The organism is Paenibacillus vortex V453, assembly GCF_000193415.1.
In the GTDB taxonomy this organism is placed as follows: domain Bacteria; phylum Bacillota; class Bacilli; order Paenibacillales; family Paenibacillaceae; genus Paenibacillus_AQ; species Paenibacillus_AQ glucanolyticus.
In genome coordinates this window covers 105,152-125,287 of the sequence record NZ_ADHJ01000014.1, presented here as the reverse complement: position 1 = coordinate 125,287, position 20,136 = coordinate 105,152, and the positions used below count along the sequence as shown (strand labels likewise).

Here is a 20,136-nt window from a genome sequence, read left to right as displayed (position 1 = left end):
AGTCTTTAATGCAAGCCAGCAGCTTTTTCGAAGGGATAAATTGGGTTAACCGGGAAAAACTATCCTAAACAAATAGTGCTGGAGTGATGAGTGATTGTATAACATAAAGAAAGTAATGTCGGCACTATTATGTGCCATATTTTTGTTTGGATTACCGCACGGGGCATCGGCAGATGATCATGGAACTGCTGCCATGCAGGCGGCTGTAACTGAACAGCCAGTCGAACACCAGGCATTGCAAACTCAAGCTTTGCAACAGCTCAGCAAGGACACGGATTTTGTAGTTTATGCTCCGCAACTGCCGCACACCGATTGGAAACTGGAGATTCCAGTTCCTTATCCGCACCTTCCCGGGAACAAAATAATCACTTTCACCCGGTTTAGCTACTTTGACATGTCCGGAGACATTTATTTAATGGGAGTTGAACAGCATAAAGCCCGCGGTTACAAGACTACTCGGTCCATTACAAGCATCGATATTAAAAACAAGACCACTAAAACCAAACAGGTAGAATATGAATTTAAATTCGATCTGAGCGGCGAACCGGTTACATGGAACGATATCGAAGGGAGATTTAAGCCGTGGGCAACCAGTCAACAGAATGGCGGCTTTCTGACATGGATTCAAGGCGATACTTACATTGAAATGAGTAGCGTTGTGTTTACTAGGGAGCAAATGATTGAAGTAGCAAAATCAATGAAACCAGTTCAACAATAGGTCAGTCGTACTTTAAAAATGCACTTCCACAGAGTTATTGCTGTTTTTAAAGTTCCTAGTTCCCAGACCACGACGTGGTCCGCAGCTATTTAAAAGAGCGAGTTGAAGGTAAATAACCCTCGACACTCGCTCTTTTCGTTCTTGTTGGGCTAATCCAATTGTGATGATTATGGAAGTTGCCTCCCGTACCGGACACAGGATACCTTATTTCTCGAAAAACAGTACTTTTGAGAGGGTGAACGGACCCACAGGACCTTATTTACTGTCTTACTTAGTATTTGTACCCGTAATCCGTGCATTAGCGGATCTGGTGTCCGGAACATTGTAAAAAAACGACTTATAATACGAAATAACGGATCTACAGTCCGATGCAAGCCGGCGGGTGACTTGAGTGACCTATTCCTCTACTACATCCCTACCTACTTCTCCACTACTTTCTTTACTACTTTCTCCACTTCGTTACCCACCAACTACTTCCTCCCCATCACCACACCAACCTTGCCCTCATGAACCTCCACCTTGTATTTCTTCACCCGAATGCGGTCGCTGAACAGCGACTTGCCTGTCTGCAGGTCGAACTCCCAGCCGTGCCAGGGGCAGCGGACAATTTCGCCTGCCCGACCGTATTCGTAGTCGTACACCTCCGAGGGAAGCGTCGTCCCGGAGACGAGCCCCGCACAGATCGGCGCCCCTTGATGCGGGCAGTAATTGAGAATCGCGTGGTATTCGCCATTGATCCGGTAAATGCCGATTTCGCGTCCTTCAATATTTACGACCGCATGCCCATCATCCGGAATATCCCCCTCCGCCAGCACGTAATGTATTCCCATTCTGCACCTCCTTGCCATTAACCGCTATTCATTGAATTTCTTGCTCAATTAATTTGATATCTCATCACAATAATTGGCTCTAATGCTCAATTAGTTGGATATCTCATCGCAATCATTGGATCTCGTCGCTATTCGTCGGGTAAGTTCGTTATTCTCCTCGTGCGCTAGTTGAATGAGTCTGTCTTCCACCTCATGCACAATTAGTTGAATGAGTCTGTCCTCTACCTCGTACATAGTTACCTGGATGCGTAGTGTTCTCCACCTCATGCTCTATTGGTTGGATGCCGTAGTCTTCAACCTCGTGCCTTCTTCATCCATCCCCTCAATCCAGCCGGTACAGCTGCTTCGCATTCTCGTAAAAGATCTTCCGCCGCGCCTCGGGCTTCAGGCCCCGTAAAATATGCCCCGGCGAGTCGAAGTCCCAGTGCGGGTAATCGCTGGAATACAGCAGCATGTTCTCGGCATCGATCATATTGAAGAGATCGATGAGATGCTGCGGATTATCCGGCTCCTCAATCGGCTGCGTGGATAAGAAGCAGTGATCCCGGATGTACTCGCTTGGCATTCTCGTAAGCCAGGGCACAGTTGCGCGCAGCGCTTTATAATTTTTATCCAGCCGCCACATCAGGCCCGGCAGCCAGGCCACGCCGCCTTCAACCAGAACCACCTTAAGGTTCGGGTACTTCACGAACACGCCCTCACAGACCATGCTCACCAGATGGGCCATAAACATCTGGGAAAGGCAGGTGTGCCACTCAATGTAGCGTGCCGGGTAGCCGGCCGCGGTGGGAGCCGTCGAGCTCCCGCCGCCTTCCGCTCCCGGATGGAGCGCGACCGGAAGACCATGGCGCTCCGCCGCTTCGTAAATCGGATGATAGTTGGTCGCTGCCCGAGCGGCGAACGCGCCGCGCTGGAGATCATGACCTCCACGATATCCGGATGGCCGCCGATCCGGTCAATCTCGCGTGCCGCCAGCAGCGGATCCTGGGTGGCTACCGCCATCGCTCCCTTGAAGGCTTTATGCTTGCCGAGCCACTCGGCTATCAAATAATCGTTATAGGCCGAGCATATGGCCGCTGCGAAATCCGGGTCATGTGTCGACGAGATGTTGTAGACGACCCCCGTCAGTACAGCGTAATCCAGGTTGTAGCCTTCGATTAGCTGTTTAATCATATAGTCAGGGTCGGAGCCGGCTTTGCCTCCCCCCGGAGGGATCGAATCTTTTTTCATCACGCCGATCGGCGAATAGTAACCGGACCCGGCATAACCGATGCCGGATGCCGCTACCCGCGAACGCCAGGGCTCCTGCAAATACGGAAGCAGCGCCCGATCGTCCTGTTCGTTATGAACGTCGACATCGATAATTTGGTAGTCGTCCATTGCCTGATTCCTCCACTCTATCGCAGATTACTTGTCGCCGTATGTGCGTGTATACGCCGTGTTATACATAGCAAGGAGTTCGTCGGAACCAAGTTTCTTGGCCTGATCGATAAATTGCTGGTACGTCGTATCGTTAATTGGTGTTTTGCCGGTTACGAACTCCGTCACCTTCTGTTCCAGGAATTTGTTCAGATTGTTGAGTTTTGATTTTTCCAGTTCCAGCTCCTCTTCCGTCTTGACAATCTGCTTCGGTGCCGGGACGATATACTGCTCATACCTTGCGTTGATATCCTTGCTCTTCTCGCTCAAACCGCGCTCCCACACTTCACGGGATTTGGCGTTATTCAAGGTGATAAGGTCATACCATACGCCCCAATCCTTACGCAGGGCATTAAACGGAGATTCGCCGAACTCCTTGTTGTATACCGCCTTGCCGTCCTCCATCGTGTACGATTTGCCTTCAATGCCTAAGGACAGGTAGTTCGTTCCCTCTTCGCTGACCAAATAATCAAGGAATTGAACCGCGCGCTCCTTATCCTTGACTTTCGCCGAAATAGCTCTGCCGACAGTACCTACGACCGGACGGGAGAACTGGTAGTTCTTGATCCCTTCAGCGGCAAAGGAAGGAATGGCATCCAGCTCATATTCGGCAGTACCAGCGCCGCGCGCCTTCGCTACAAGCGACTCCAGATCCGCCTTCCAGAAAAACGTAACCAGCGATTTGCCGGTTAATATTCGCTCCTCCCACTGCGCTTGCGTCAGCAGCGAGAATTCCGGATCCAGCAATTTTTCCGCGTACAGCTTGTTCAGAAATACCAGCATATCCTGATAATTCTCATGGTATGGAGCGAACGCATATTGATCCGTTGTCGGATCGAGATTATAAAAGCCGCTGATGCCGGTAAATATGCGCCCGAATGTCGTATACAGTCCCGTATCCCCAACAATAGCGTTTGAGATGAGCGGATAGGAATCCGGAACCTTTTCCTTCAATGTTTTCAGATACTGATAAAATTCATCCACCGTGGTGGGCGCCTGAATCCCGTACTGATCCATAATGTCCTTGCGGGCATACCAGATGAAGTTAAATCCCTTGCCTTCCGCATCCCCTTCCAGGACGGGTACCGTGTACAGCCCTCCATCCGTGCCCGTTGCCAGCGCTTTGGCTTCAGGATATTTCTCGTAAAATGCTTTGAGATTAGGTGCCCGATCCAAATAATCATTCAGGTTTAAGAATACCTTCTCCGGTCCATGCTCCCTGCCATCCTGCGTCGGTACCTGGATAAAATCCGTAGCGGTGTTCGTCGCAATCATGATCTGCCTTTTCTCCTCAAGTCCTTCCTGGCTTACGATTTGAAACTTCACTTTCACGCCCGTCTTGGCTTCAATCTCTTTGAAAATCTCCCAGTCATCCCGAACCTTCCCCTCCACCCGGTCGTATACCAGCCATGAGAAGGTAACCGGTTTGTCAGGACTTAACGTCCCCGAGTCATCTTTGCTGCCACTGGTGCACCCCGTAACAAGCATCACACCAAGCAGCAGGATGGCAATCGCCGTTCTGAACCCCTTTCGCTGCATTTCCTAACCTCCTTTTATAATGACAACGTATAGAGATGGATTTTCATAAAATCCACAGCTACCCCTTAATGCCTCCAATCATCGTGCCCTGTACAAAATATTTCTGGATAAACGGATAGACACACAGAATCGGCAGTGTGCCAATCATGATCATGGCGTATTTCAGCGTTTCCAGATGAGTCAGATCCCCTTCGCCCTGCACATTCGTACCGGCGATCAGGATATTGCGCATCATGATTTGCAGCGGGTACATATCCCGGTCATTCAGATAGATCAAAGCGCTGAAGAAGGAGTTCCATTGATTCACGGCCGTGAACAGACCGATCGTGACCATCACCGGTACGGATAACGGCAGTACGATCCGCACAAGAATCTGCAGGGACCCGCATCCGTCGATGGCAGCCGCGTCCTCCAGCTCCTCCGGCAAGGCCTCGAAGAATGTCCGCATAATAAACAGGTACCAGGTGCTGATCAGCGACGGAAGCACAATGGCCCATATCGTATCCAGCATTCCCAGCTTCTGAACGATCAGGAACGTCGGAATCATGCCCCCGCTGAACAGAAGCGTGAAGGCGGCCAGCAGCAAAATTACCCTTCGGCCGGGCAGCCACCGCTTCGCAAGCGGATATGCCATCGCGGAGGTAGCAATCAGCGTCAGTACCGTCTGCACGAAGGTGTAACGAATGGTATTCCAATAACTCACCCAAAGATCGGGGTTATAGACAAGCTGCTCGTACGCGACCAGCGTAATCTTCTTCGGCCAGAGCAGCACGGCTCCACTCGCAACCAGGGCATTATTGCTGATGGAAGCCGAGAATACGTACACCATGGGGTAGGCCATTACAATAATCAGCACAATCATGAACAATACGTTGAGTACATCAAACAGCTTCGAGGCTAAGCTTTCCTGCTTTTTCATCACGCACCTCCCTTACCACAGGCTGGTCTCCGAATATTTGCGTACCATCCGATTGGCCGCTACGACCAGAATGAAGCCAATCGCCGATTGGAACAGGCCCACCGCGGTTGCGAAGCTAAAATCGGCGTCGAGAATGCCCCGCCGGTACACAAAGGTGTTAATGACATCCGCCGTTTCGTAATTCATCGTGTTGTAGAGCAGCAATATTTTCTCAAAACTCGCCTCCATGAAATTGCCGAGCGACAGCACGAACAAAATAATCATGACCGGCACCATGCCGATGAATGTAATATGCCGGGCCTGCTGCCACCGGTTCGCTCCATCCATCCTGGCCGCTTCGTACAGTGTCGGATCAATCCCCGCAATGGCAGCCAAATAGAGAATCGTGCCCCATCCCACCTTCTGCCATATCTCGGAGCCCACATAAACTGTCCGGAACCACTCCGGCATGCCCAGAAACATGATCGGCTCGATGCCAAACGTCTTGACGAGCAGATGGTTAACCACGCCAGTTGTCGGGGACAGGAAGGTGACCAGAATGCCCGCAATCACAACGGTGGACAGGAAATGCGGCATATAGCTGATGTTCTGCACAAACCGTTTGAACCATTTCCCCTTCAGCTCATGAAACAGAACCGCCAGTATAATCGGCGCCGGAAAGTGAAAGAGAAGATCGTACACATTCAGCATGATGGTATTGCGAATCAGCTTCCATGCATCGGGGGTAACATAGAAAAATTCAATCAAATGCTTGAATCCAACAAACTTGCTTCCCAATATGCCCCTGCCGATCGAATAGTCCTGGAAGGCGATGATGATGCCGTACATCGGCGCGTACTTGAATATCAAGTAATACAAAATGCCAGGCAGCATCAGCAAGTAGAGCGCTTTATGTTTTTTCAGAACATATCCGATTCGTGTTAGCTGCGCCAATAATCCCCACCTCCGATTGAAAGCATTTACATTCGTGTGTTGTTGTCCCCACTATACGAGCCGTGTTTCTCCCGCGTCTAGCATGCATCTTTTCCTCGAGACACTCGTTTTGCAGCGCCCATGGCGCAAGGCTTCCCGCTTGGTTCCATGCAAAAAAAGAGACTTCAGAAAATAATGCAGTCTCTTCTCTCCTATTGGTGGGAGCTCCGATATTTGGCCGGTGTGATGCCTTCGTATCGGCGGAAAGCCCGAATGAATGAATTCCTGCCCCAATATCCCACCTTCTCGGCAATTTCGTCGATTTTCAAATCGGTTTCGAGCAAAAACTGCTTGGCCTTCATCAGCCGGTATTTGGCAATATACTCCACGTATTTCTCGCCGATTTCATCCTTGAAGGTACGACTGAAATGTCCGCTGGACATATTCATCAGCCCGGCAAAATACTCGATCGACAGCTCTTGATCATAATGCTCATGGATGTATTCCACGACCTCCATGAACTGTTGACTTCGACTGCTTGATACCGGCTTCCGGAACAAAAACCCGTGAATATCCTGAAAGCAGTGCGTCAGCTCATCCCATGTCATGCACCGATTCAATCGTTCGAATAGACCGGCATAATAAGGGACGTTCAATTCGCTCCGCTCCGATTCTACCGCCCGGATCCAGGTATTCAGCACATCTGCCAGCAAATATTTCATCTGCACAGCTGCCGCGTCCTTGCGCTTTCCCTCCTCCAGCAGAGTATTCACGGATTGGAGCAGCTTATCGTACTCCTTGGTTTTATACTGATTGTGAATCCGCTGGACCTCCTGCACGGACAGAAAAGGGTCCCATTGCTGCGTCTCCCGACAAGGCTGGCTGCTGCAAATTTCAACGGCAGAGTGCAGTCCCCGATACTTCAGCATGGCCAAGGCATGCTCATAGGACTGGTGCAGCTCTTCCATGGCGTGAACGGTTCTGCCGATTCCGATCGTCGCTCTGTAATAAGTGCTGTACTCCAGGAATATGCGGCGAATCTGCTCCGCCATCCTTACCGGATGGTCCTCCAACTGCGGATCAAACTGAACGATGCAGGCCAGTAAATCCGGCCTTGTCTGGCAAATCCATACCATACCGGGTGCAAGTCGGTGAATCTTCTCCTTGAGTTCTGTCAGCAGAAAAGTCTTGGTCGATTCCGACGTGGACTCGTAAATCGACGGGTCCATGTGGAATGAGATGCACAGGACGGCTCTTGCCGCAGCTTCGCTATACGAGAATTCAATCTCCTTCGCATAATACTCAATGGATAACGCGTCACGATACTGACCCAGCAGTATTTTCGTGAAGAACTGCTCCTGCACGATGGGAAGCATCCCGCTCACCATCTGAAACAGCTCTTTATTCTCCGTCATGATGAACTGGGAATAGCGTTTAATGACATCGAACTCATTCCCTTCGTGGCGGATGGCCTTCCCCGAGAAGTGATGCGATCTCAGCCCTTCCTTGATTTCCCGAATCGGCTGATATAAGCGGCGGCTTAAATAATACGAAATCAGAGCGCCGACAATCAGGAAAAAGACAAGGAACAACCAGCTGATAAAGCGGGTAATATGCACCGGCTTCATTAAGGTACCTAAATCGATCATGCTGATATAATGCCAGGACTCATCGAAGCTTGAGGTCATGAAAGACATCCCGAGCTTGTCCGATATCGTAAATTGCGGGGCTATGCCCTCTGTGTGTATTCGCTGCTGCAGTGCATCCTGATCCTGCCCGGTCAAGCCGGTTTGGGATAACACTCTTCCCGTATCATCCACAATGGCCGTGCCCGTGACCCAGCTCTCCGGAACATGAATCTGCTCCTGAAGCTTGTCTCGTTTCACTTCGACCAGGAGATATACTTCAGGAGCGGCGGTGTTGAACGGGTAGCTCATGGAAGCCGTTAGTGAGGCAGGGGAATCCAAGAAATCCATCATTTTCTTGCCGGATAATTCGGCTTCAAGCTGAGGACGACGGTTCAGGTCCGAGGGATAGCGGGAATGGAAGTAATACGCTTTATTCGTGTAGGTCTCGGCATCAATCATAAGGTCCTGGTGTACAAAATAATAATAAGCCTTATCGACCAAATCATCCGATTCCAGCTGCTGCAGCTGCTCCCGCAGCGAATGAAGCAGTTCCGGAAGCTGCTGACCATCCGGCGACGAAGACATCGGTGCAAGCAGCACGCTCCGCAATCTCGATGTGCTGAGGATATTGATCATGCTGGTCTTCAAGGACTGAAGCTCGGTATCCGTCTGCTCGGAGAATCGGCTCATCATGATGCTGTTGAAGCGCTCGGCATCCTTCTCAATAATTCGAACGACAAGCACCTGCGCGAGAACCGATGCCGCAATAACGGGAATGAGAATGAGGAGAAAATAGTTGGCGAACAGCCTCCAATAAAGGGTCTGTCTTCTGGGAGGTGAAGAATAGGTGTCCCCAGGCCCAGCCGTTTGGACAGGCGGTGTCCTTCGTTTCATGATTGTCCCCCCCTTTGCATTTCTAAATCGCAAGTCCAGCGGGCTTGCAGTTACGTTTACTATATTTTGATGTAAGTTATAATATTCGCCGCAGGAATCTAGGGAGGGAGGCTAACAGTAGATGGATACGTTGGATTGATCGATAAAATCTGAGAATAAAAAATATCATCATTATGCTAAGCAGGGGCAGACCGCTTTCCTCCCAATCCATCTTGGAATTATTTCACAGCAAATTCTAATTTGCCTCTAACCCTCCTCTCGTTTTTCTGTTCTACAGTTAGAACATCAACAGACAACAGGAGGATATGATATGAAAATCGTTATGATTCCGTCAGGGTTTAAGGAATGCCTGGATGCGGAAGAAGTCGGTGAAGCGATGCGAATGGGCGTTCATCGTCTGAATTTGGATGCCAGCATCACCGTCATTCCGATGATTGATGGCGGCGAGGGCTTTGCCAAGAGCATCGTAAATATAAAGCATGGACGTCTGTATCACAAGGAAGTTACGGGTCCCGTTGGTCAACCCATTACGAGTTATTTTGGTGTTTACACGGAAAACAACAAGAAAACAGCGGTCATCGAGATGGCCGCAGTCGCTGGCTTAAAACTGGTTCCAAGGGAGCAGCGGAACCCGCTGTGGACAACGACATATGGTGTAGGAGAGCTGATCCTGGGGGCACTCGACTTTGGAGTGGATCATATTCTGATTGGATGCGGCGATTCCGGCACTTCCGACGGCGGTGCAGGGATGGCGCAGGCGCTAGGAGCTGTTTTTACAGATGAAGCCGGGCAGCCGGTCTATATTCGAGGCGGCGGCGATTTGGCTAAAGTACGATCCATCGATCTGGCTGACTTGGACCCCAGACTCACGGATGTACACTATTAGACGTAGCCTGTAATTGGCGACAATGTTCGCTGTGCGGACGGGACGGCGTTGCCCATGTTTTTGGTCCGTCAGAAGGGAGCCACTGACTGAAGAAGTGGAGCACTTGGCAAGTGCATTCCAGCACTATGCCCATCTGATACACAACCAGCTTGGCGTGGATATCGCCTTGGCTCCCGGAAGCGGAGCATCCGGAGGTTTAGGCGCGGGCTTGGTTGCTTTTGCCAACGCGAAGCTTCATCCCCGTTACGAGGTGATTATGCAATACATAAATATCGAGCAGCATATCCTGGAAGCCGATGTGGTGTTAACGGCCGAGGGCTGCCTGGATTACCAGACCCCCAACGGAAAAATTCCTTCAGAGGTTGCGCGAATAGCCAAATCCAAAGGAATCCCCGTGATTGCCATTACAGGAACCATTGGAGAAAATGCTGCCATTAATTATGAGAATGGAATCGACGCCTATGCAAGCATTATTCAGACGCCGGCCTCACTGGATCAAGCGATCTTAAACGCATCGCCGTGGATCGCAGACAGTACCGAAGCTGCTCTCCGGCATGTGCGTATCGGGTATCAGATCGCCCACCGTACGCTCAACGAAGGATATCGGCCATTATGAAGCCTGAATACATGCCATCCGCAGACCAGCCGCTGAACAAGGCTGGCCCCGGAGCGCCGTCTATCCGGCCTGCAAAAGGGTTATGGATGCTATCCGGTTTTGCAGGCTGCAGCATTTGGATCGCTTCGGTTGAACATTTATCGTACTCCGGTAAAACTGCCTTCATTTTTTTTATCATCGCCATGGCTTTATGGATTTTCACCAAGATGCCGGCAGGATGGATTGCGCTGGGGGCTCTTGTCTGCATCGTTGCCTTGAAGGGCGCCCCTCCTTCATTGCTTTACGAATCCATTGCCGAAGAAATCGTCTGGCTGATGATCGGTTCGTTCATCATCGGCGAAAGCGTCAAGACCAGCGGTCTGGCCGCTCGCTTCACTCGCTTTATGCTGCTGCGCGCACGCAAGCCCGAACATTTTTTATGGTGGCTCGCGTTCGTGATTCAGCCCTTGACTTTCTTTATACCGTCTACCTCCGGACGAGCCGCCCTGACACTTCCCATTGTGAGAGAGCTGCACGCTTTATTGAAGAATGATCAGCAGAAAAAATCGGTTGCCATGCTTCTTCCCGTGATGATATTGCTCGCTTCGTCTGCAACGGTCATCGGGGCCGGTTCTCACATCATTGGGATCGGGCTGTTAAACGGTGCAACAGGGGCAGACATCTCCTATGCAACATGGGTGATATGGGGAGCGCCTTTTGCGCTTGTCATGTGCGGTTTGGCTCTATTATGCGTAAAAATCATGTTTTGGAAGGATGAACCGCAAAGCAATATCATCCCTTCCGGACATCAGTATTCAGAGAAGCTTCCCCTGTCTGGCCGTGAGAAGAAAACCCTCGGCTTGATTGCTGGGATGGTTGTCCTGTGGATGACTGAAGGATGGCATGGTTATGACATTGCGTTCATTACGATGGCTGGTGCCATGCTGCTCATGCTGCCTTCCATCGGGATTATGGAATGGAAGCAGGGAATGAAGAGCGTTTCCTGGAATTTGATCATGTTTGTGGCAGCTGCCACTGCTCTGGGAAAAGCCCTTGTTGAGAATGGCGTGGTGGATTGGCTCCAGCAGATTGTGTTCAGCGAGCTTCGTGTTCTGGAAACCGCCCCTCCCTTCATAACGCTGCTGATCATCATTCTTGTATCCGTTACCTCGCACTTGTACATCACATCCCATACCACAAGGGCCGTGGTGATGATCCCGGCATTTATCGTGCTGGGCCAGACGCTTCAGCTTGATGCTTCCGCCGTCGTTTTCTTGACGCTGGTCGGCATGAATTACTGCATCACATTTCCGGTAAGCTCAAAAGCGTTGCTCTTGTATTACGAGGATGAGTCTGTCTCTTATCCGGCCAAGGACCTGGTCAAGCTCAGCATGGTATGTATGCCTCTATATGTGGGTGTCATGCTGTTGTTTTACTACACGTATTGGCAGTGGACAGGGTTAAGGCTGTGAGGGGTTATGTTTAATAAAGCCTCGAGTTTGGCAGAACAAAGAACGATGCTCCATGAAAAAAACCTCCGGATCAAATGTTTCCATTCGAACCGGAGGTCCTCTAATTCATTATCATTCCAACCTATTCGTACTCAAACACCGCATCCGGCGTCAGCGTTACATTTGGAGCATAACTCGGCATCTGACCGGTCTCCTGCAAGTATTGCTCGACAATCCGGTTAGCATCAACCAGGGAGGTCAGCATCCAATCCTCATAGAGCTTGCCAAATTTCTTGAGGAGCCATTCTGACGTATATTCATTGGACAATGTAAACAGGGAATAGATCTCACGCACGGTATTGGTACGCTTGCGGCCATTATCATCCGTCCAGGTAACCTTTTTATTCAAGTCTACCTTGCGGATATCTTCTGTTTTGGTAGCCAGGATGCCATTCTTGTATTGAAAATAAATCCGCAAGGATTTTTCGTATTCATGGCCTTTAAGCAGTTTCCACCCAGCCATACTCCCGCTTGCATTGACTGCAGACATTTTGCTTTTACCAGAAGTTCCTCCTGAACTGGAGTTCTGCGCCTTCTTCTGCTCGCCCTTCACAACAAATTGTGCTGATCCCAGGGCGACGGTCATTTGCTGTTTGGATGCATCCCACTTTAGCTTTGCACCCAGCGCTGCGGTTAACAGGTCCGCTGACACCAGTGTCTCCCCCTTATTCTGGATCGGAGCTCCTTTCATGTTTACGGTTTTACCGTTGATCTTCGCCTGTTTACTACCGGCCTTAACAGTTATCTCCGTCTCCCCTATGGTAATATCAAAGGTCTTGGAAGCTGCCTGATACTGAACCGTGCCTCCCACCGCTTCAAATACCCGTTTCAGCGGCAAATAAGTAATACCCTTCTCCTGCTTGGCGTTCTCGAGCGGCTTGCCAAGTCCCGAAACGATCTTGACCGATTGCTTCTTGCCGGTAATATCCACCGTCAGAGTGGCTTCACCCACACCTAGGATTTTGTAGGCTCCCTTCTCTACCGCTTTGATGATGTGCGGCTTATCTACAGACAAAGCGATCATATTGCCCGGAATCTTGTGTTTCTCTCCATTACCATACTGAAATTCAACAGTTGGAGTAATGGAGCTTCCTACCTTCGGCTTACTATTCGATACTTTTAGCGTAACGCTGGTAATGCTTGGAACTGGCACATCGTATTGTTGTCCGTTATCATACTCTATCCATGTGCCATCCATTAATTGTGCGAAAAAGCTTTTGGAACCTCCAATTCCCACAATCTGTTGAACCCCGCTGATCCCGTTCAACGGGTTCATTTCGAATGTTTGGGTGAACACATCCAATTTGGCATTCCACACAGTCCCATCCTTTTTCACAATAATCAACTTCTGTTCTTTACCAAAAGAAATGTCAGCTGCATCTTGAATCAGTTTTTGTGACAGGTAGGTTGTGCTGCCATTAATGCGAAGTGTACTGAACAGTACGAGCCTTCCGTCATTATATAAAATTGCGGCATAGTCGCCGGCCACTTTAATTTTGCGAATGGAGTTCACATCCGTCACTTGACCCAGGGCCACGGGCTCCGGCGTATAGGCGCTATTGTGATACAATATTGTCCCCGACTGGGTAACACCACCGATAATACCCTTATTCTCATCAAATATGGAAATCCCCTCAAAGCCCTTTACGGCTTGCGGTTTGGAACTATCCAGGCGGTTAACGTTGCCATCAGAGGTCAGCCAGTAGCCTTGTCCAACCTGCTTTACGTTACTCTGGCCCGCCACATTCTGAAAACCGGATTCTCCCCACATGACCAGTCCACCAGCATTGTTCACACCGAATCCGTACTCGCTTGATCCCGCAATCTGTTTCAGGTCCCCACCCATAGGAAGCGGGATTTTGGTCATTGGAAGACGGGTATAAGTAACCCAAGCTGTACCATCCTCCATTAAGGGTGTGCCATCAGGCAGCAGCATCGCAATCTTAGAGCTTGCCTTGCCCGACTCGCCATAAGCAGCTCCGGCAGCTGTCGGGACTATCATACACACCGCTAACAGCAGCATTAACATTTTTTTTAACATGCATGAACCTCATCTCTCTTAGAATGTATCACTTTCAAATCTAGTAATTTTGAACCAGGAATATTATACCATTCAATAGAATGAAACCATATTAAAATTTGGCAGCGTTGCTGATGGTGGCGGTGGTAACAGGGTCGCATGGCGGTCCTGGGGGCACGGTTGCGTGGCAATGGTGGGGATGGTCGCATGGCGGTCCTGGGGCACGGTTGCGTGGCGGCGGTGGGGGCGATGGTCGCATGCGGTCCTGGGGGCACGGTTGCGTGGCGGTGGTGTGATATGGTAGCGATGTGGCAATGGTGACGTAGTGGTGGTGGTGTGACATGGTAGCGATGTGGCAATGGTGACGTAGTGGTGGTGGTGCTGCCGCTCTTAGGGCTAACGGACAGAGGATTCGTTATTTAGCTGGAAAAGTGTTGTTTTTGAGACTAACGGACATGAGATACGTTATTTGTGATATGAGTCAGCAATTTGTTTGTTTTATGAGGTAATAAGGGATCCTGAGTCCGTTAGATTCAAAAAAGGGACTAAAAGAGGCAAATAACGGATCTGGAGTCCGTTAAGATGTCGGAACAGCGGCAAGAACCAGGGTTACTCGCGTAATAGTGGTGTTGGGGACCAACCCCAGAATCTTTGTACACGGGGCTTGCAATCACCACGGCAGCAGCACCTTCAACAGCCGTGATCCGGATTTCCGCAACCGATACATTCAAAACCTGATGCAGACACCAACCGTTGGGAGGGCGCCCCATCCTTTCATCGGTCTCCACAACTAACAGCCACTCCTTCTCAGGAACGAGCAGCAACTCCCTTGCTGTACCGGTTCTGAGGGCACGGGCAATCCAAGATTGATGTGCCAAATCGCAGAAAAAACGTCCCTAAAGCCTGTCTCCAGACTTTAAGGACGCCTCCCTATACCTCACTCAGTTTATACGCTCAAACACTTTGAAACTCCTGTCTTCTTGCAGAGCTACCAACGTATCATCATTCACGATATAGATCTCCGTGCCTTCTTGAAGTTCATTCGACGATAGGTTCGTATCCGGGTATTGATCCGGCTCGAGCTGCTTCTGAATCCTACCCGCCAAGGTCAAATCTGCATCGGCAAAAACTTCCGCAGATTCGATGCCCTTTCCGATATACTCTTCATCGTTATAATTTAACACAGACGCATAACTCACCGACTGCTTGCTCCCGCAGCCCAAACACAGGATTAACAATAAACTGATGACAGGAATCCCTGCTAACTTTAGCCTGTTGCCCACAAGTCCTCCTCCTTTATAGCCTTTGCATTACCGTTTTTCTATAAAAAAGAGATTACAGCAGCTCATCCAGACGCGCCTCTAATTCTGCCCTATCATAACGAATGAATGCCCCATTCACCGTTCCAACCAGCACCTCATGCTCCGTTATGTTCAGCGCGCCATTTCTTGCATACTGCTCACGCAGGTCAACGTTGCCGGTGATCACATGCTGCAACCTTCCCAAGCTCTTGCCGGTCTCCTTGTTCAGCACCACCAGATCACTGCCAAGGCTTATAAGCAGGTAACGGTCCAATATTCCATAACTGCTGCCAACCAGATGGGATACATCTTCTTTTGCTTGCAACGAATGATCCATCTTCCAAATCACGCTGCCGGTCTTCTGATTCACAGCGGCCGGGATGCCGTTCAAGGTTAGATAGACTCTCTCGCCCTCAATAATTCCGCGGGCTGCCCTTCCCTTCAGCGTCCAGACTTCCTTCCCTTCAACGCTGTCATACAGCACGGTTTCGTAAGCGGTCGCCCCGCTGAAATACTTCCCGTTCAGCGCACGCTGCACCAGCAGATACCGCTCATCCAGCACCTCAAACCGTTCCATTTCGGAGGCTGGATAAACGCCCTCCCGCTCACCGGTCCTCGTATTGAACAGAACCCACTGGCTGCCCAGCAGCATCCATCTTGTCGTAAGGTCCGCTGGCGCTATCGGATCATAACGATGTCCTCCCGTAAAATACGAATCCCGGGTCGGATCGTCCATTGTCCTTTTCCCGACGTTGTCATACCAAACGGCTTTGCCGGTTACAGGATCATACCCTTCAAGCCGCCCATTCTGTTCGATGAGTATGTACGGATCATCGCCCTGGCTTAACAGACGGTGGTCGCCAGTCAGCGTCTTTTTCCAGCGCAGCTTGCCGGTTTCCTGATCCAGCACACTCAGCAGACTCCGGGTTTCATGCAAATTAAGCGGTTCATCCAGAACAATCGCGTCTTGCACAGCCGTCATGGTCAGGCCAAATTCATTCTTCGGCTTAACCTCCCACAGCACTTTACCATCCGATAGCCGGATATGACGCACCCTGGCTTGATAATTTTTGATGACGGGATTGTAGGCCGAGAACATCGTGACATGCTCGCGATCCTTATCTATTACGGCCGTATACCAGCCAAAACCTGCATCCTCCTGCCACAGTTTCTTGCCTGTGCTTCGATCGATGGCATACAGGGATGAATGATCGTGCATGCCGCTATAACCGCCGTCATCTCCCTTGAGGAGCAATACGTCCTCGCTCGCCTCCAGCAGGAACGTATAATTCAGACTGCCCTGATTTCTCCAGGCGGGGTCAGCCTCTATCGTCTTTAGCGGCGGTACAGCGGCAAAATGATAGGTAAACTCGTAGTCATCACCAGCACCTCTACGCTCAAACACTCCCGTCGCAGGCATCGTCCATTCGCTAGCCACCAGCTTTCCGGCAGGTGAGAAGGTGGCTGTATAATGTACATCCCGCAGCTCATACCTCCAGGTTTCACCCAGGATCATCGGTTTACTGGAGCTCTGCTCCTGATTCCGTGAGGTCTCCCTCACCTGCGGCTCTCCGAGCAGTTTTTTCACATAAGGAGAGCTGGTTCCTTTCTTGAAAAGAAACTCCGTCAAGTTGCGCACCACATCGGTCGATAATTCAGACTCCCCATCCAGCAGTCCGTCGGGCAACGTCTGTTTGCTTGCTATGTCCTTTCCTTGCACCCACATCATCGCCGGGCGATAGATCTGGTAATCATCCTTCCACTTGGCAGGAGGGATGATAACACCGTACCAGTCCTTCCACTGTGCGACGGCAACGAGTGACATTCCGGCAGCTGTTACCGGCCATCTGACCCCGCTCCCGGGAGCCAGGTATAGACTGCCGCTACTGCGCAATTGAAGCGAGAGCGGGGAAATTTCTTGGCTTAGTGCTGCTTCCTTGGTCGCATACCACGTCGGGAGCCACAAGTCTCCTCGGGAATCGGATTGGATATAGGACATTTCGTCTTTCACGGAGCTGATCCGGAGCACTTCTCCCTTGGCTCCATAATAACTTGCCTTAAGATCTGTCAGATGGCTGTTCTTGGTAAGCGCACTAGGAAAAAGGGCGGTCTTCTGCCGGATCGTGACCGTTTGACCTGCTTTAATAACGTCTGCGGCACCAGCAACGACAACACGAGCGCTCTCCTCCGTCCGCTGAGCCGGAACCCAAATGAGCGATATACTGACGGCTGTCACTATGCCGATGAACCATCGCTTTCGGATCGATACACGTGAACTCACAGGAACCATCCTCTCCAATACAAGCGTATATATGGTAAACGCTATTATAAGACAATATGTTCCATAATCCAAAGAAAAAGCTCCCTTTCGCGAAGGGAGCTTTTTCTTGTTTCTCTCGTTGTTGCGTAAATAAGGTAATCCTCTCACCGGATACGGCGTGGTATTTTCAACGGAACACGACTTGCCGGCTTTCCCTTCATCGTCGTATTTCCAATCTCTTGCCCGAGTCATATAGTAAACGGCCCTGCGGCACCTGCTCCCCCGTCATTTGCCTTGTACGATGAGTCACCCCATCCCACACTTCACCCCATAACTTCTCTATAAAAGATGCAGAAGAGGCAGGCGAATCCTTATGCATTTCTGCTGTTGATCCCTTAAGGCTTTTGCCGCTTGGAGTTAACGCCTCTCTGTAAGACATCCGGTCCCCTCCGCATCCCGATACAAACAAGACCATAACAATCAGACCCATTGCCAACCATACCATCGTAAATCCAGCGTTCTGCTTCGCATGCTGCAACAAACTCATCTTCGCTGCCTCCTTATGTACTTCCTGAAGGAAAGTATAAGGAACATATCTTATCAACCAGGCTTCCAAATCCTTAACGATTGCTTAAATTAAACTGAACAATTACATCGGGCATGCGATTGCCAGCGTGAAAGCTTTCTTATCTTATTTGTCAACAAAAAACGCTCCCTTCAAAGGGAGCGCTCCGTCAAGTACCCGCCAGCCTGTATAGCATCCGTCATATGACTTTAGGGAAACGCGTTTCGAAGGTCGTTCTCCGCTCATCGCTCCGCACCCGGATTTCGCCGCCCTGGACCTCCACAATGCTCTTCGTAATCGCCAGTCCCAAACCGGTGCCGCCCGTCAGCTTCGAACGAGAGCCTTCCACACGGTAGAAGCGGTCGAATATGAAGGGCAGATCCCGCTCGGGAATCGGATCGCCATAGTTGGTGAAGCTGATGCTCACCTGATCCCGATCGCTTCGGACGGTGATGTCGATGATTTTGCCGGATTCTCCGTACCGGATCGCATTGGATATCAGATTCTCATAGGCACGGACAAGCTGCGCGCCGTCTGCCATGATGATGAGGTCTTCCTCTGCCGTTAGGTTGCATTCCATCCCGGATTTCTCCAGAGTCGGTACCGATTCCTCGATAAGCTGCCTGATGAACCGGACCATATCGATCTTCCGGATATCCAGCGGGAGCCCATTATTAATCCGTGTATATTCAAACAGATCATCAATCAGCCTTTTCAGATTTTGGGCTTTCTCATAAGCGATATTTACGTAATATCGCAGCTCCACCTCATCCTGATATCGATCCTCCTCAATCACCTCAAGGAATCCCAGTATCGAGGTAAGCGGAGTCCGCAGGTCATGAGAAACCCCTGTAATCAGATCATTCTTGGTCTTCTCGGCGTAGCGCTCCTCCAGAATGGATTGATGCAGCTGCCTGCTCATCTGATTGATGCTCTCGGCTACCTCGCCCAGTTGACTGCCGGAATAAACCGGAATTTCGGTATCGAAATTCCCTTTGGCAATTTCACGAAGCCCGTGCGTAATTTCCTCCAGGTAAGCGTTCAACTGCTCGGTCATGTGATTAATGCTGGAAGCAACGCTGCCTAATTCATCCTGGGTTTTGAGCTCGATTTTGGAGTCGAATCGTCCGGCTGTAATTTCCTGAAGTCCTATCTGGATCTTCTGCAGATCTATTACGAACCATCTTGTGGTCATATAATAGCTGGCAAAAAAGAGAATGATGCCCGTGAGCATCATGACTGGCTCCGAGCCAATGTTATTGATGAGCCAGGCAAGCGGCGAATTGATCGCCGGTATGCTGAGGATCAGCGTGCTTAATGAATAGAGAATAATAAGCAGGGCAGCCGTAATGCCGATGCTGCTGAGCAGCATGAGCATCATCTTCAGGCGGATGCTATGGAGCTTCATTACTTTCAAGTCTGTCACCTCTGCTTAAGTTTACTCTATCTTGTACCCGATTCCCCATACGGTTTTTATATACTCCGGCTGCTGCGGATCCTTCTCGATCTTCTCACGCAGCTTGCGAATATGGACCATGACCGTGTTTTTCGATTCCATGAACGGCTCATTCCACACCTCGGTATAAATCTTGTCCATGCTCAGCACCAGCCCGCGGTTAATAGCCAGCATATGCAGCAGGGCAAACTCGCGCGGTGTCAGCTTGATCTCCTCGCCCGCCACCGTGACCCGGTGTGAAGCCACGTTGACAATCAGCTCATCGATCTGAATCTCGTTCTCGTTTCGTACCGATCTGCTGTTCAGGTGTTTGTATCTGCGCAGCTGCGATTTGATTCTGGCAATCAATTCGAGCGGACTGAACGGTTTGGTCACATAATCATCCGCGCCGATGCTGAGTCCTGCGATTTTATCAATCTCCTGGCTCTTGGCGGACAGCATGATGATCGGCGTGTTATTCTCCTCCCGGATCTTCATGCAAGCCTCTATCCCATCCATCTGCGGCATCATGACATCGAGGATGATCAAATCCACCTTCTGCGTTTTCAAAATCTCCAGCGCTTCCAGTCCATGAGAGGCCGTGAGCAGCTTGTAGCCTTCATTTCTCACGTAAATCTCCATTAATTTAATAATTTCGGTTTCATCGTCTACCATTAGTATCGTAACTAAAGACATGGCTCCTC

14 protein-coding genes and 2 pseudogenes are annotated in these 20,136 nt (G+C 50.3%); 3 read left to right on the top strand and 13 right to left on the bottom strand.

Going from position 1 to position 20,136, the window contains the following annotated elements; genetic code table 11:
- Nucleotides 1-94: 94 nt before the first annotated feature.
- Nucleotides 95-718 carry a hypothetical protein gene (locus PVOR_RS07520; RefSeq protein ID WP_006208543.1) on the top strand — a complete coding sequence of 208 codons (624 nt, stop codon included), beginning with the start codon at nucleotides 95-97 and terminating at the stop codon, nucleotides 716-718.
- A 470-nt stretch (nucleotides 719-1,188) separates the two neighbouring features.
- Here PVOR_RS07520 and PVOR_RS07515 read toward each other — a convergent pair whose 3' ends face one another.
- The 6 genes and pseudogenes from PVOR_RS07515 to PVOR_RS07490 all read right to left on the bottom strand — a co-directional run bounded on the left by PVOR_RS07515 (nucleotide 1,189) and on the right by PVOR_RS07490 (nucleotide 8,859).
- Nucleotides 1,189-1,548 (bottom strand): Rieske (2Fe-2S) protein, encoded by a 360-nt coding sequence (locus PVOR_RS07515; protein WP_006208542.1) that lies wholly within the window; start codon nucleotides 1,546-1,548, stop codon nucleotides 1,189-1,191.
- Nucleotides 1,549-1,870: 322 nt separating this feature from the next.
- Nucleotides 1,871-2,928: pseudogene (locus PVOR_RS07510) on the bottom strand (amidohydrolase family protein).
- A gap of 27 nt (nucleotides 2,929-2,955) precedes the next feature.
- Nucleotides 2,956-4,506 (bottom strand): ABC transporter substrate-binding protein, encoded by a 1,551-nt coding sequence (locus tag PVOR_RS07505; protein ID WP_006208541.1) that lies wholly within the window; start codon nucleotides 4,504-4,506, stop codon nucleotides 2,956-2,958.
- Between the two features lie 58 nt (nucleotides 4,507-4,564).
- Entirely contained in the window at nucleotides 4,565-5,425 is an 861-nt protein-coding gene (locus PVOR_RS07500) for a carbohydrate ABC transporter permease (protein ID WP_006208540.1), read from the bottom strand.
- 12 nt (nucleotides 5,426-5,437) lie between these two features.
- Complete coding sequence (locus PVOR_RS07495; protein WP_006208539.1) at nucleotides 5,438-6,358, bottom strand: ABC transporter permease; 921 nt, start codon at nucleotides 6,356-6,358, stop codon at nucleotides 5,438-5,440.
- 191 nt (nucleotides 6,359-6,549) lie between these two features.
- On the bottom strand, nucleotides 6,550-8,859 hold the full coding sequence (locus PVOR_RS07490; RefSeq protein WP_006208538.1) for a helix-turn-helix domain-containing protein: 2,310 nt from the start codon (nucleotides 8,857-8,859) through the stop codon (nucleotides 6,550-6,552).
- 310 nt (nucleotides 8,860-9,169) lie between these two features.
- On the opposite strand from PVOR_RS07490, the pseudogene PVOR_RS30140 reads away from it, so the two are divergent.
- A pseudogene (locus PVOR_RS30140) lies at nucleotides 9,170-10,361 on the top strand (glycerate kinase family protein).
- On the top strand, nucleotides 10,358-11,812 hold the full coding sequence (locus tag PVOR_RS07480) for an SLC13 family permease (protein WP_006208535.1): 1,455 nt from the start codon (nucleotides 10,358-10,360) through the stop codon (nucleotides 11,810-11,812). Before PVOR_RS30140 ends, PVOR_RS07480 begins: the two are co-directional and overlap by 4 nt.
- Before the next feature lie 121 nt (nucleotides 11,813-11,933).
- On the opposite strand, the gene PVOR_RS07475 is transcribed toward PVOR_RS07480, so the two are convergent.
- The 7 genes from PVOR_RS07475 to PVOR_RS07450 all read right to left on the bottom strand — a co-directional run bounded on the left by PVOR_RS07475 (nucleotide 11,934) and on the right by PVOR_RS07450 (nucleotide 20,128).
- On the bottom strand, nucleotides 11,934-13,892 hold the full coding sequence (locus PVOR_RS07475) for a copper amine oxidase N-terminal domain-containing protein (protein WP_006208534.1): 1,959 nt from the start codon (nucleotides 13,890-13,892) through the stop codon (nucleotides 11,934-11,936).
- 524 nt (nucleotides 13,893-14,416) lie between these two features.
- Complete coding sequence (locus tag PVOR_RS30330; protein ID WP_138917776.1) at nucleotides 14,417-14,749, bottom strand: hypothetical protein; 333 nt, start codon at nucleotides 14,747-14,749, stop codon at nucleotides 14,417-14,419.
- A gap of 63 nt (nucleotides 14,750-14,812) precedes the next feature.
- Nucleotides 14,813-15,154: a hypothetical protein gene (locus PVOR_RS07470; RefSeq protein ID WP_006208531.1), complete on the bottom strand. Its 342-nt coding sequence runs from the start codon at nucleotides 15,152-15,154 to the stop codon at nucleotides 14,813-14,815.
- A 52-nt stretch (nucleotides 15,155-15,206) separates the two neighbouring features.
- Nucleotides 15,207-17,462, bottom strand: a complete 2,256-nt coding sequence (locus PVOR_RS07465; RefSeq protein WP_234972814.1) for an outer membrane protein assembly factor BamB family protein — start codon at nucleotides 17,460-17,462, stop codon at nucleotides 15,207-15,209.
- Between the two features lie 187 nt (nucleotides 17,463-17,649).
- Nucleotides 17,650-17,979, bottom strand: coding sequence for a hypothetical protein (locus tag PVOR_RS07460; RefSeq protein ID WP_006208529.1), 330 nt, complete (start codon nucleotides 17,977-17,979; stop codon nucleotides 17,650-17,652).
- A gap of 217 nt (nucleotides 17,980-18,196) precedes the next feature.
- Nucleotides 18,197-19,405, bottom strand: a complete 1,209-nt coding sequence (locus PVOR_RS07455) for a sensor histidine kinase (protein ID WP_006208528.1) — start codon at nucleotides 19,403-19,405, stop codon at nucleotides 18,197-18,199.
- A gap of 30 nt (nucleotides 19,406-19,435) precedes the next feature.
- Nucleotides 19,436-20,128: a response regulator transcription factor gene (locus PVOR_RS07450; protein WP_006208527.1), complete on the bottom strand. Its 693-nt coding sequence runs from the start codon at nucleotides 20,126-20,128 to the stop codon at nucleotides 19,436-19,438.
- Nucleotides 20,129-20,136 lie beyond the last annotated feature (8 nt).